13 protein-coding genes are annotated in these 11899 nt (G+C 71.6%); 4 read left to right on the forward strand and 9 right to left on the reverse strand.

Translation table 11 applies throughout. The annotated features are described in order from the left end of the window. Positions 1 to 29: 29 nt before the first annotated feature. Together nagB and ACFY0I_RS02715 are read right to left on the reverse strand one after the other, a co-directional pair. Positions 30 to 815 (reverse strand): glucosamine-6-phosphate deaminase, encoded by a 786-nt coding sequence (gene nagB, locus ACFY0I_RS02710; protein ID WP_388889102.1) that lies wholly within the window; start codon positions 813 to 815, stop codon positions 30 to 32. A 195-nt stretch (positions 816 to 1010) separates the two neighbouring features. Continuing rightward, positions 1011 to 1772 (reverse strand): SDR family NAD(P)-dependent oxidoreductase, encoded by a 762-nt coding sequence (locus ACFY0I_RS02715; protein ID WP_388889105.1) that lies wholly within the window; start codon positions 1770 to 1772, stop codon positions 1011 to 1013. An 85-nt stretch (positions 1773 to 1857) separates the two neighbouring features. On the opposite strand from ACFY0I_RS02715, the gene ACFY0I_RS02720 reads away from it, so the two are divergent. Continuing rightward, positions 1858 to 2451: a TetR/AcrR family transcriptional regulator gene (locus tag ACFY0I_RS02720; protein ID WP_388889108.1), complete on the forward strand. Its 594-nt coding sequence runs from the start codon at positions 1858 to 1860 to the stop codon at positions 2449 to 2451. A 422-nt stretch (positions 2452 to 2873) separates the two neighbouring features. Further along, positions 2874 to 4343, forward strand: a complete 1470-nt coding sequence (locus ACFY0I_RS02725) for a sensor histidine kinase (protein ID WP_388889334.1) — start codon at positions 2874 to 2876, stop codon at positions 4341 to 4343. A gap of 196 nt (positions 4344 to 4539) precedes the next feature. Here the strand turns inward: ACFY0I_RS02725 and ACFY0I_RS02730 are convergent, their stop codons facing one another. Together ACFY0I_RS02730 and ACFY0I_RS02735 are read right to left on the reverse strand one after the other, a co-directional pair. Continuing rightward, positions 4540 to 4797, reverse strand: coding sequence for a WhiB family transcriptional regulator (locus tag ACFY0I_RS02730; RefSeq protein ID WP_004937597.1), 258 nt, complete (start codon positions 4795 to 4797; stop codon positions 4540 to 4542). Positions 4798 to 5116: 319 nt separating this feature from the next. Continuing rightward, positions 5117 to 6082, reverse strand: coding sequence for a diacylglycerol/lipid kinase family protein (locus tag ACFY0I_RS02735; RefSeq protein ID WP_388889111.1), 966 nt, complete (start codon positions 6080 to 6082; stop codon positions 5117 to 5119). Between the two features lie 84 nt (positions 6083 to 6166). Between ACFY0I_RS02735 and ACFY0I_RS02740 the strand changes: the two genes are divergently transcribed. Beyond that, the gene (locus ACFY0I_RS02740) at positions 6167 to 6628 is read left to right on the forward strand and encodes a hypothetical protein (protein ID WP_388889113.1); all 462 of its coding nucleotides are present in this window, start codon (positions 6167 to 6169) and stop codon (positions 6626 to 6628) included. Positions 6629 to 6651: 23 nt separating this feature from the next. Here ACFY0I_RS02740 and ACFY0I_RS02745 read toward each other — a convergent pair whose 3' ends face one another. The 3 genes from ACFY0I_RS02745 to ACFY0I_RS02755 all read right to left on the reverse strand — a co-directional run bounded on the left by ACFY0I_RS02745 (position 6652) and on the right by ACFY0I_RS02755 (position 8542). Beyond that, positions 6652 to 7641, reverse strand: a complete 990-nt coding sequence (locus ACFY0I_RS02745; protein WP_388889337.1) for an RNA polymerase sigma factor SigF — start codon at positions 7639 to 7641, stop codon at positions 6652 to 6654. Between the two features lie 11 nt (positions 7642 to 7652). Further along, positions 7653 to 8066, reverse strand: a complete 414-nt coding sequence (locus tag ACFY0I_RS02750) for an anti-sigma regulatory factor (RefSeq protein ID WP_281208104.1) — start codon at positions 8064 to 8066, stop codon at positions 7653 to 7655. 215 nt (positions 8067 to 8281) lie between these two features. Continuing rightward, positions 8282 to 8542 carry a UBP-type zinc finger domain-containing protein gene (locus ACFY0I_RS02755; protein ID WP_388889117.1) on the reverse strand — a complete coding sequence of 87 codons (261 nt, stop codon included), beginning with the start codon at positions 8540 to 8542 and terminating at the stop codon, positions 8282 to 8284. Between the two features lie 55 nt (positions 8543 to 8597). On the opposite strand from ACFY0I_RS02755, the gene ACFY0I_RS02760 reads away from it, so the two are divergent. After that, the gene (locus ACFY0I_RS02760; protein WP_388889120.1) at positions 8598 to 10181 is read left to right on the forward strand and encodes a Na+/H+ antiporter; all 1584 of its coding nucleotides are present in this window, start codon (positions 8598 to 8600) and stop codon (positions 10179 to 10181) included. A 102-nt stretch (positions 10182 to 10283) separates the two neighbouring features. On the opposite strand, the gene ACFY0I_RS02765 is transcribed toward ACFY0I_RS02760, so the two are convergent. Continuing rightward, positions 10284 to 11177, reverse strand: a complete 894-nt coding sequence (locus tag ACFY0I_RS02765; RefSeq protein ID WP_388889123.1) for a 1-aminocyclopropane-1-carboxylate deaminase/D-cysteine desulfhydrase — start codon at positions 11175 to 11177, stop codon at positions 10284 to 10286. A 39-nt stretch (positions 11178 to 11216) separates the two neighbouring features. Further along, positions 11217 to 11807 (reverse strand): N-acetylmuramoyl-L-alanine amidase, encoded by a 591-nt coding sequence (locus tag ACFY0I_RS02770; RefSeq protein ID WP_388889126.1) that lies wholly within the window; start codon positions 11805 to 11807, stop codon positions 11217 to 11219. Between the last annotated feature and the right edge of the window lie 92 nt (positions 11808 to 11899).

An 11899-nucleotide genomic window follows, 5' to 3' on the forward strand; every position in this document is an offset into this window, starting at 1 on the left:
GCCCGGCCCTTTCGCCGTGCCGGTGTGGCCTACAGGCCCTGCCAGGCCGGCTTGTCGGCCCAGGTCTGACGGAAGTAGTCGGCGAGCTTCAGCTTCGAGGCGGCGGCCTCGTCGACGACGACCGTGGCGTGCCGGTGCAGCTGGAGCGCGGAGGCCGGGACGAGGGCGGAGAGCGGCCCCTCCACGGTCTGCGCGACCGCCTCGGCCTTGCCCTCGCCGGTGGCCAGCAGGACCAGGTGACGGGCGTCGAGGATGGTTCCGATGCCCTGGGTGATGACGTGGTGCGGCACCTGGTCGATGTCGTCGTCGAAGAAGCGCGCGTTGTCGACGCGGGTCTGCTGCGTCAGCGTCTTGATCCGGGTCCGGGAGGCCAGCGAGGAGCACGGCTCGTTGAAGCCGATGTGGCCGTCGGTGCCGATGCCCAGCAGCTGGAGGTCCACGCCGCCGGCCTCGGCGAGGGCGCGGTCGTAGGCGTCACAGGCGCCGACGATGTCCTCGGCGGAGCCGTCCGGGCCCATGAAGGAGGCCTCGGACAGGCCGAGGGGCTCCACGACCTCGCGGAGCACGACGGCGCGGTAGGACTCGGGGTGCCCGGCCGGGAGGCCGACGTACTCGTCGAGCTGGCAGACGCGCGCCCGGGCGGCATCGACCAGGCCGGCCTTGACCTTGGCCGCGAGGGCTTCGTAGATGGGCAGCGGGGTGGAGCCGGTCGCCACGCCGAGCAGGGCGTCGGGCTTGCGGCGGACCAGGGCGGCCATGGCCTCCGCGATGAGTTCGCCGCCTGCCTTGGCGTCCGGGACGATGACAACTTCCACGCTGGGCCTGCCGATCTGAGAGGGGGACGGTCGGAATGTGGTATAGACCAATCTAGCAGAGTGGGGCCGTCCGTGGCGGGCCTTCGCCCGCAATCCATGGTGATCCCGTCCGCCCCTCCCGGCCTCCCGGGCGCTGCCCCCGGGGTCCCGGCCGGGAGGCCGGGACCCGCCGCCCCGGCCGCGCTCGGAGCGGCCTCAGACCAGCGAGAGCTGGAGCCCGCCCGTGGCATCGAGGTGCTGGCCGGTGACCCAGCGGGAGTCCGGCGAGGCGAGGAAGGCGACCACGTCCGCCACCTCGCCGGCGGTGCCCACCCGGCGGAAGACGGACCGGGCGGCGAGGTGTTCCCGGGTCCCGGGATCGGAGAGCAGCGCGGCGTTCAGGTCGGTCTCGGTGATGCCGGGGCCGACCGAGTTCACGGTGATCCCGCGCGGGGCGAGTTCGGCGGCCAGGGACACGGTCAGGGCGTTCACCGCCCCCTTGGCCATGACGGTGGCGAGGATCGCGGGCAGTGCCAGGTGGGGGGTGCCGGTGACGTTCACGATCCGACCCCCGTCCCGGAGCCGCGCCAGCCCGTGCTTGATCACGAAGAACGGCGCCCGGGCGTTGAGGGACTGGACCCGCCGGAAGGTCTCCTCGTCCGTGTCCGCGATGCCGGCGAAGGCCGCCGCGCCGGCGTTGTTCACCAGGACGTCCACGTGCTCCGTGGCCAGCGGATGGGCCTCGTACGCCGCCCAGAGCGCCTGCGCGTCGCCCGGCACCCCGAGCTCCGCGCGGATCGGGAAGGCCGTTCCCCCCGCGGCCCCGATCGCGGCGACGGTCTCCGCCGCCGCCACCTCGTCGTGTCCGTAGTGCACCGCGACCAGGGCTCCGTCGCGGGCCAGCCGCTGCGCGACCGCCCGTCCGATCCCCCTGCTGCCGCCCGTGACCAGTGCCGTCTTCCCCTTGAGCACGCCCATGACGCGCCCCCCTTCAGCATTCGCTAGTGGTCGCTACAGAAAGGGACGGTACCAGATTCGCTAGCGACCGCTATAGAATCCGGGCATGGTGACCGGACAGCGCGGCAGGCCCCGCTCCTTCGACCGCGACGCCGCCCTCGACAAGGCCATGTTCGCCTTCTGGGAGCGCGGCTACGAGGCGACGTCCATCTCCGACCTGACCGCCTCCCTGGGCATCAGCGCGCCCAGCCTCTACGCGGCCTTCGGCGACAAGCGCAAGCTCTTCGACGAGGTCGTCGTGGTGTACGGGGGCCGCTACGGCGACTTCGCGAGCGTGGCCATGGCCGAGGAGCCCACCGCCCGGGACGCCGTACGGCGCATCCTGTTCGAGGCCGCCGAGGTCTACACGGACCCGGCCCACCCGCCGGGTTGCATGGTGATCAGCGCGGCGGTGAACACCACCAGCGAAGAGGTGGCGCAGGCCCTGCGCCTGCGGCGCCACGCCAACCTGCTGATGTTCGAGAGCCGGATCCGCGCGGACGTCGCCGCCGGGGTGCTCCCCGCCGACACCGATGCCGGTGCGCTGGCCCGCTACGCGGGAGCCGTGATCCAGGGAATGTCCGTGCAGTCGCGCGACGGGGCGAGCCGGGAAGAACTGGAAGCGGTCGCGGCGCGGGCGATGCTGGCCTGGCCGGCGTGACGCGATCCGCGTGAACTGATCCGCCGGGAAAGATCCACTGCGGCAATTCCTGAAATGGGGCCCGGAATTCGGCCCTGAAATTCCTCTGGGCCACGGTGCAGGGAGGGACCCTCGACCCGCCCGGCACCGTAGCCCGGAGTACTTACGGCCGTCGGGTGTGCGGTTCCCGGCGGCCGGTTGGGAGGTGCCTGCGCGGTCAGGGCAGAGCGCGCGGTTACCTCTATCCGTCCTCCTGTGCGGGGAGGGCGGAAGCCTGACTCAATTGTGGACTAGACCATTCTGCTCTGTCCATCCAATGGCGGGTGTCTTCATCCCGTCACTTCCTCCAACAGTACGCGGACCGGGCCCCTCGTGGGTACTCCTGGGTATTCGCGTGGGGAAAGTCATGGCCGTACCCGGGGTACGCTCGCCAGGTGCCCTCCATGAACGACCTCGTACGCCAGCACACCGCTCTCAGTGAAGCCGAACTGGAGTGGCTCCATCTGCTGGTCTCGGAGTGGCAGCTGCTCTCCGACCTGTCCTTCGCCGACCTCGTGCTGTGGGTGCCCACCCTCGACGGCTCCCGGTACGTGTCCGTCGCGCAGATGCGCCCGAACACCGGCCCCACCTCGTACCAGGACGACATGGTCGGCCACCTGGTGCCGCGCGGCCGCCGTCCGCTCCTGGACGCCGCCCTCGACGAGGGCCGGATCGTGCGCGAGGGGGACCCGGAGTGGCGCGAGGAGGTACCCGTCCGCGTCGAGTCGATCCCCGTGCGCCGCGAGGGCCGGGTGCTCGGCGTCATCGCCCGCAACACCAACCTGCTCACTGTGCGTACACCGAGCCGGCTGGAGCTGACCTACCTCCAGTCCGCCTCCGACCTCGCCCAGATGATCGCGGCGGGCTCCTTCCCGTACCCCGGCCAGCAGGTCGACATGGACGCCTCCCCGCGCGTCGGGGACGGCCTCATCCGGCTCGACGCCGAGGGGGTGGTGACGTACGCGTCCCCGAACGCCCTCTCCGCCTACCACCGGCTCGGCCTCGCCGCCGACCTGGTGGGCCAGCACCTGGGCACCACCACCGCCGAACTGGCCCCGTCCCGCGGCCCGGTGGACGAGGCGCTGGTGAAGCTGGCCAGCGGCTGGGCGCCCCGGGAGACCGAGGTCGAGGGCACCAGCGGGGTCATCCAACTGCGCGCGATCCCCCTCAAGCCCAAGGGGACCCGCATCGGTTCCCTCGTGCTGTGCCGCGACGTCACCGAACTGCGCCGTCGCGAACGCGAACTGATCACCAAGGACGCGACCATCCGGGAGATCCACCACCGGGTGAAGAACAACCTCCAGACGGTGGCGGCGCTCCTGCGGCTCCAGGCCCGGCGGATGGATTCGGAGAACGCCCGCGAGGCGCTGAACGAGGCGGTGCGCCGCGTCGGTTCGATCGCGATCGTGCACGAGACGCTGTCTCAGAACCTCGACGAGCGGGTGGAGTTCGACGAGATCGCCGACCGCGTGATCGCGATGGTCGCCGAGATCTCCCCAGGCAAGGTGGCCTGCCGGCGCACCGGCCGCTTCGGCATCCTGGACGCGGAGGTCGCCACTCCGCTGTCGATGGTGCTGACGGAGGTGCTCCAGAACGCGCTGGAACACGCCTTCACCCAGGGGGAGGGCGGCACGGTCGAGGTGGCCGCGATCCGTTCGGGCAGCGGCCGGGCCGACGGCCGGCTCCTGATCACCGTGCTCGACGACGGCTGCGGCCTGCCCGAGGGGTTCGACCCCCAGCGCGCCGGCAACCTCGGGCTCCAGATCGTACGGACCCTCGTGGAGGGGGAGCTCGGCGGCACCTTCGACATGCTGCGGGCCGAGCCGCGCGGCACCAAGGTGGTCCTCGACGTGCCGTCCAGCTCCCAGAAGTAGCCCCCCGGATCGTCACTCAACGTGACGGGCCGAAAGCGGTCACCGCCGCCGGACGGAGGCCCGGACAAAGCACTGAGCCCCGGACCGGGGCACCTCCAGCGGGTGGCTGGGGGAGTCCCGGTCCGGGGCTCAAGAGCACGTTGCTGAGCGCTGCTATGGGTACTACGCGCTGCGGCTCGAGGCTCGAAAGTCGATGTCAGGCGGTGGCGTTGCGCGCCCGATTGCGAGCGGCGCGGCGCTTCATCGCGCGGCGCTCGTCCTCGCTGAGACCGCCCCAGACGCCGGAGTCCTGACCGGACTCGAGCGCCCACTGCAGGCACTGCTCCATGACGGGGCAGCGGCGGCAGACGGCCTTGGCTTCCTCGATCTGCAGCAGCGCAGGACCGGTGTTGCCGATGGGGAAGAAGAGTTCCGGGTCTTCCTCACGACAAACGGCGTTGTGACGCCAGTCCATGGCTGCTCCATCTCCTTGTATTGCGGGCAGGTTGCTTGTGAATGTGAACGCTTTCACGAATCCCCCCGTGAGGGAAGGGCCGACGCCCAGTTGCCTGGTGCGGTCCGAGATGCGTGGAGGGGTTCTGGCGCTCTGTGTGGGTGCCGGGTGCTGCGGGCTGTCCCGATCGCCATGTAGAGATTCGCAAACCTCGGACGGGGATACAACCCCTTCCGGAAAGTTTTTTTGGATTCGTCGGTGTCTACTAGGTCACAGCCCTAGTTCCTAGGGGTGGACCGGCGTGTAAACGTTCGAGTGAAAGGACTTTTGGCCCTTCCACTCACACAATCACACGCAGTGCCCGGCGTACGCCTGTGAACCGAACGCTGGTGCGCAGTCCGAGGTGATCGCCGTCCATCTGGAAGGGCAGCGGGACCTTCGAATGCAAGGTGAAGTCGGTCAGATCGTGCAGAGACACCGCGTGCTTGCCGTGCGGACCGCGCTCAGGAGTCGAGGTCAGGAGCTGCGTGGCGTACCGGGCGACCGCCGGAGTTGACAAACGATTGAGTGCCAATACGTCAAGCGCGGTATCGAACGAGGCCTCCGGGGAGGCGTAGAGGGGCCGGTTCCCCAGGTACGTCCAGGGGGAGGTGTTGCAGACTATCGAGAGCACCAGGTCCGTCACCGGATCCTGGCCGGGACGCTCCAGCGTCACCGTGCCGTTCCTGCGGTTCGGCTCCTCCCAGAACTGACGCATGAGCTGCCGCACGTACAGGGCGTGCGTCGAACGCTTGCCGCGTTCGCGCTGCTGCTCGACCCGCCCCACCACGCCCGCGTCGAAGCCGAAGCCCGCGCAGAACGTGAACCAGCGCGCCGGGACCGATTCGTCCTCGGTGCCGGGCGAGCCGGCCGCCAGGCCGAGGCCCACCGTCCGCTCGCGTTCCTCGCGCAGTGCGTCCAGGAGGGCGCCGGTCGCCTCGACCGCGTCGTTCGGCAGGCCGAGCGCCCGGGCGAAGACGTTCGTCGATCCACCGGGGACCACCGCCAGCTTCGGCAGCCGGTCGGGGTCGGGTCCGTCGTGCAGGAGACCGTTGACCACCTCGTTGACCGTGCCGTCGCCGCCGAGGGCCACCACCAGGTCGAGACCCTCGTGCGCGGCCTTGCGGCCCAGGTCACGGGCGTGGCCCCGGTACTCGGTCGTGACCGCCTCCAGCTTCATCTCGCTGGCCAGCGCGTGGGTCAGGACGTCGCGCGTGCGCGCACTGGTCGTCGTCGCTGCTGGGTTGGCCACGAGGAGTGCACGCATGACCGCCAGAGTACCCACCCCTCCTCCGCCATTCCCTACCGACCGTCCCGTACCGCGCCGGCGGCGCGCGGCTACCCTGCTGGGGTGAGCAAGAAGCAGAGCCGTCAGCAGACCCCGAACGTCCCCGCCGCCGCGGTCGCCGCCCCCGCGGCGCTGCCCCGACGGCTCACGGCGGCCGCCGTGCTCACCGCCCTGGAGGGTCTGGCCCTGGCCGGGCTGGGCGTCTACATGCTGTTCGTCGGCATCGCCGGCGACCCCGACTCCCCGCAGCAGGCCGAGACCGGCGGTGTGACCCTGCTCGCGCTCGCCGCGCTTCCGCTCGTCGCCGCGCGGGGGCTGCGGCTGGGCCGCCGCTGGAGCCGCGGCCCGGCGCTGATCACACAGCTCATGGCGATGCCGGTGGCGTGGACCCTGTGGACCACCGGCGGCGCGATGACGGCCGCCGCCGTGGCACTGGCCCTGGCAGCCGTCGCCGTCGCCGCCCTGCTGGTGAACCCGACGGCCACCGAGGCGCTCGGCATCGGGCCCGGCGAACAGGCCCGATAACCCCGCTCCTCCCGTACCGCGGGCTACTCCTCCACGAGGAGCTTCTCCCGGAGCTGGGCCAGGGTGCGGGCCAGCAGCCGGGACACGTGCATCTGGGAGATGCCGACCTCCTGCGCGATCTGCGACTGGGTCATGTTGCCGAAGAACCGCAGCAACAGGATCCGTTTCTCCCGCGGCGGCAGTCCCTCCAGCAACGGCTTGAGGGACTCCCGGTACTCGACGCCCTCCAGCGCCTCGTCCTCCGAGCCCAGGGTGTCCGCGACGGCCGGGGACTCGTCGTCCGTGTCCGGTACGTCCAGGGAGAGCGTGCTGTAGGCGTTGGCCGATTCCAGCCCCTCCAGCACCTCCTCCTCGGAGATCCCGAGCCGTTCGGCCAGCTCGTGCACCGTCGGCGAGCGGCCGTGCTGCTGCGACAGCTCGGCCGTGGCCGTGGTCAACGACAACCGCAGCTCCTGCAGGCGGCGGGGGACGCGTACCGCCCAGCCCTTGTCGCGGAAGTGCCGCTTGATCTCGCCGACCACGGTCGGTGTGGCGTACGTCGAGAACTCGACGCCGCGGTCCGGGTCGAACCGGTCCACCGACTTGATCAGGCCGATCGTGGCGACCTGCGTCAGGTCGTCCAGCGGCTCCCCTCGGTTGCGGAACCGCCGTGCCAGGTGCTCGACCAGCGGCAGGTGCATCCGGACCAGCCGGTTGCGCAGTTCCGCGCGCTCCGGTGAGCCCTCGGGCAGCTCGCGCAGCTCGAAGAACAGGGCCCGCGCACCGCTGCGGTCCCGCGGATCCGGCAGCGCCACGGGCGCGGCCGGCACCGCCGGGGCCGTGGCAGCGACCTCCGGTGGCTGTGGTTGGTCGTGCTGGTTCTCGCTCATAGGGCCCGCCCGTCGCTCCGCCGAGTCCAAAAAGCCGTCTTCCGCATCCGCGTCAGCCGGGTGCGGCCGGGCGTGCTGCTGTTCCGGAATGCCGCCGTCGACCTCGTGCCGTACCCGGGGCCGATCCCCGCCCCGCACCGGGATCTCCCCGCCGCTCACACCGGGCCTGGCCCCGCGCCGCGCTGTTTGTAGAGACTGATGCTCACCGTCCGGTTCTCCTCGACCGTCGCCTCGACCTTGCCGGCCAGCGCCGACAGGACCGTCCACGCGAACGTGTCGCGCTCCGGCGCGCGGCCGTCGGTGGTCGGCGCCGAGACGGTCACCTCCAGCGAATCGTCCACCAACCGGAAGACGCAGCTGAGGACGGAGCCGGGCACGGCCTGCTGGAGCAGGATCGCGCAGGCCTCGTCCACCGCGATGCGGAGGTCCTCGATCTCGTCGAGAGTGAAGTCCAAACGGGCTGCGAGGCCGGCCGTGGCCGTTCGCAACACGGACAGGTAGGCACCCGCAGCGGGCAGCCGGACTTCCACGAAGTCCTGGGTCCCGGGCTCGCCTGCGATCTGGGACACCCTCACCTCCAAGGTGGTACGAGCTCTGTTCGCCGGTGACGCTATCGCGATCCGGGTGATCGTGTCGCGGCACCCCTCACAGCGCCCCTTTCGGGGGCGCCCGGGCCGGCCGGCCGTGCGTCCAGTGACTGATGGTAAGCCCATGGGTACGCACAGTGGCTAGAGGTCTGCGGGCCCAATTCGGGGGAACCGGCGGAGGGTTGACCTACCCCGGTTCAGACGATCGAACCGTCGACAAAGCACCATCGCCAGGTCTCCCCCGGCTCGAAGCTTCGCATCACCGGGTGACCGGACTCCTGGTGGTGCGCGGTGGCGTGCCGGTGGGGGGAGGAGTCGCAGCACGCCACGTATCCGCACCCCAGGCACATCCGCAATTGCACCGGATGACTCCCGAGTGCCAGACATTCCGGGCATGTCATCGCACGAGGGACAGGCTCGGGGCGCGGCAGTTCTGCAACGTGGGTGCACTCGCTCATGATGGCCAGCGTACGACCAGGGTGCGGGTGCACGACGCGATGAGGGTGGATCGTCATGGAGGTATTGCCGCTGGTGGCGCTGGTGGCCGGGAGCGCGGCGGTGGCGGGTCTGGCCCGCCGCACGCCGGTGCCCGCGCCGCTGCTGCTCGTCGCGGTCGGACTGATCGCCGCGTACGTCCCGGGCGTGCCGCCGTACGTCCTGGACCCGCACATCGTGCTGCCGTTGCTGCTGCCGCCGTTGCTGCACACGGCCGCGGTCGACAGCTCGTACCTCGACCTGCGCGCCAACATCCGGCCGGTCGCGCTGCTGTCGGTGGGGTACGTCCTCTTCGCGACGCTGGCCGTCGGCTACGCGGCGTACCTGCTCGTGCCGGGCCTGTCGCTGCCCGTGGCGCTGGTGCTGGGCGCGGTGATCGCCCCGCCGGACGCGGTGGCGGCGACCGCGATCGCCCGCAAGTTGGGGCTGCCGAACCGGATCACGACCATCCTGCAGGGCGAGTCGCTGGTCAACGACGCGACGGCCATCACCGCGTACAAGGTGGCGCTCGCCGCGGCCGTCGGGGTGAGCGCGGGCTGGGCCGGCGGGATCGCGGAGTTCCTGCTGGCCTCCGTCGGCGGGGTCGGCGTGGGCCTGTTGCTGATGGTGCCGATCCACCAACTGCGCAAGCGGCTGAAGGAACCCCTGCTCCAGAACACCCTGTCGCTGCTGATCCCGTTCGTGGCGTACGCGGCGGCCGAGCGGGTGCACGCCTCGGGGGTGCTGGCCGTCGTCGTCGTCGCCCTGTACCTCGGACACCGCAACTGGCAGGTCGACTTCGCCACCCGGCTCCAGGAGGAGGCGGTGTGGAAGGTGGTCGCCTTCGTCCTGGAGTCGGTGGTCTTCGCGCTGATCGGACTCCAGCTGCCGGTGGTCCTCAAGGGCCTGGACGAGTACGAGCCCTCGTCCGTGGCCTGGTACGCCGTCCTGGTCTTCCTCGCGGTGGTCGCCGCCCGGTTCCTGTGGGTGTTCCCCGCGACGTTCCTGCCGCGTTGGCTCTCCGAGCGGATCCGGCGGCGGGAACCGGAGACCAACTGGAAGGCCCCGGTGATCGTCGGTTGGGCCGGCATGCGGGGCGTCGTGTCGCTGGCGATCGCCTTCTCCGTACCGCTGGACGTTCCCCACCGGAACCTGATCCTCTTCCTCACCTTCACGACCGTCATCGGGACCCTGGTCGTCCAGGGCCTGACGCTGCCGCCGCTGATCAAGCTGCTGAAGCTGCCGCCCCGCGACGTGCGCGCCGAGACGCTCGCCGAGGCGCAGGCGCAGAGCGAGGCCTCGCGGGCGGCGGAGGAGCGGCTGGCGGAGCTGTTGGAGGACTCGGAGCACAACGCGCTGCCGCCGCCGCTGGTGGAACGGCTGCGCACGGTGCTGGAGCGCCGCCGCAACGCGGTGTGGGAGCGGCTGGGGGAGGTCAACGCGCAGACGGGGGAGTCGGCCGACGACGTCTACCGCAGGCTGGCGCGGGAGATGATCGCCGCCGAGCGGGAGGTGTTCGTCGCCCTGCGCGACGCCCGCCGCATCGACGACGAGATGCTGCGCGCCCTGCTGCGCCGGCTGGACCTGGAGGAGGCGGCGGCCTACCGGGAGGAGTCCGCCTGACCGTCGCGGACGCGGCGCTCGCCGGCCGGTCCGGAGCCGTCGGCGGGTGCGGTCGGGGGCCGCCGGTGGCGGGGCGGTCCCGCCGGCCGCGGACGCGGCGGGTCACGGCCGGCCCGTGACGACGGCGGCCAGGGTGGTGCCGTCGGGGAAGGCTCCCGATTCGGTGAGGGCGACCAGGGCCCACAGCAGCTTCGCCACGTAGATCCGTTCGACGGGGAACCCGTGACGGGCCCCGAAGTCGGCGGCGAAGGCTTCCAGGGCGTCCGGGACGCGGGCGTAACCGCCGTGGTCGAAGCCCTCGGCCAGGCTCCAGTCACCGGCCGGCCCGCCGAAGGCGGCCTCCTGGAGGGAACGTATCTCCGCCCCCAGGAAACCGCCCGCGAGGACCGGTACGCCGAGTGCCCGCTGGCCGGGGTCGAGGCCGGCGGCCAGGCCGGCGAGGGTGCCGCCCGTGCCGCAGGCCACCGCCACCACGTCGGCCGCCCCGCGCAGCTCGTGGCCCAGCCCGGCGCAGCCCCGCAGGGCGAGGGCGTTGCTGCCGCCCTCGGGGACGACGTACGCGCCGGCGGCGCCGGCCTCGGCCAGCAGCCGGTCCCGCGTCCGGGGCTCCGCCTTGCGGCGGTAGTCGGAGCGGGTCACGAAGCGCAACCGCATGCCGTCCGCCGCGCACCGGGAGAGGGAGTCGTTGAGGGGCCGGTCGGCGAGTTCGTCCCCGCGCACGATGCCGGTGGTGCGCAGTCCGAGCAGCCGACCGGCGGCAGCGGTGGCCCGCAGGTGGTTGGAGTAGGCCCCGCCGAAGGTCACGACCTCCCCGTGACCCGCCTCCAGGGCGGCCCGGAGGTTGGGCGCGAGCTTGCGCCACTTGTTGCCGGGCAGCTCCGGATGCACCAGGTCGTCCCGCTTGAGCAACAGCCGGACCCCGCGCACGGCGAACCGCTCGTCGACCACCTCGACCAACGGGGAGGGCGGACGCGGACGCAGTTCGGGGTGACTCACCCCTTCATTGTCGGCCCGGACGGGGCGCGGGGCGGCCGGTCACTTGAGGCGTTCCGCCACGCGGGCTCTCATCGAGGCCATCGTGAAGCCCCTGGGGTCGACCTTGCCGGGTTGCCATTCGAGGTGGCCGATGACCGACGGGGCGGTCCAGCCGTGGAAGCGGCAGACGGCGGCCGCCGCGCGGGCGATGGCGTCGAGTTGGACGGCGGGCCAGGGGTCCTTGCCGTCGCCGAGGTTCTCGCACTCGAAGCCGTAGAAGTGGCGGTTGCCGTCGGTGTTCGCCGCGTGGTCGACGGGCAGGCGCTTCTCGGCGATGACGGCGGCCAGGACGTCGGAGTCGCCGGAGCCGGCGTGGTTGGTCCGGCCGTGGCCGACGAGGTGGACCCGGCCGTCCTTGGCGATGACGCCGTGGCAGAGCGGGCCGGGCAGGTCCGGGTGTCCGTCGCGGCAGAGGGCGACGGTGTACGGGGTGCCGTGGGTGACGGTGTGGTGGATCATCACCCCGTGCACGGGGCCCCAGGGGCCCTTGTGGTTGCGGTTGTGGGTGCGCCAGGCGCCGACCTCGACGACGGTCAGGCCCTCGCGCCGGAGTGCTGTGATGAAACGGTCCGCGGACATGGGTGCGGCCATGGCCGCCTCCTTTGCGGTGCGTGAGAGACACGCTCAGTGTGCGTCTCGTTACGTTCCGGTGTAGCGGAGGCGGCCCTTCCGGGGCTAGGGCG

The organism is Streptomyces sp. NPDC001568 (genome assembly GCF_042893755.1).
GTDB lineage: Bacteria > Actinomycetota > Actinomycetes > Streptomycetales > Streptomycetaceae > Streptomyces.

Excerpts from the sequence above, each read along its gene's own strand:
- ACFY0I_RS02735 (WP_388889111.1), bottom strand. The coding sequence starts at position 6,082 with ATGCGTGCACTCCTCGTGGCCAACCCAGCAGCGACGACGACCAGTGCG.
- ACFY0I_RS02770 (WP_388889126.1), bottom strand. The coding sequence starts at position 11,807 with ATGGCCGCACCCATGTCCGCGGACCGTTTCATCACAGCACTCCGGCGC.
- ACFY0I_RS02730 (WP_004937597.1), bottom strand. The coding sequence starts at position 4,797 with ATGGACTGGCGTCACAACGCCGTTTGTCGTGAGGAAGACCCGGAACTC.
- ACFY0I_RS02760 (WP_388889120.1), top strand. The coding sequence starts at position 8,598 with ATGGAGGTATTGCCGCTGGTGGCGCTGGTGGCCGGGAGCGCGGCGGTG.
- ACFY0I_RS02755 (WP_388889117.1), bottom strand. The coding sequence starts at position 8,542 with ATGAGCGAGTGCACCCACGTTGCAGAACTGCCGCGCCCCGAGCCTGTC.
- ACFY0I_RS02720 (WP_388889108.1), top strand. The coding sequence starts at position 1,858 with ATGGTGACCGGACAGCGCGGCAGGCCCCGCTCCTTCGACCGCGACGCC.
- ACFY0I_RS02725 (WP_388889334.1), top strand. The coding sequence starts at position 2,874 with ATGAACGACCTCGTACGCCAGCACACCGCTCTCAGTGAAGCCGAACTG.
- ACFY0I_RS02715 (WP_388889105.1), bottom strand. The coding sequence starts at position 1,772 with ATGGGCGTGCTCAAGGGGAAGACGGCACTGGTCACGGGCGGCAGCAGG.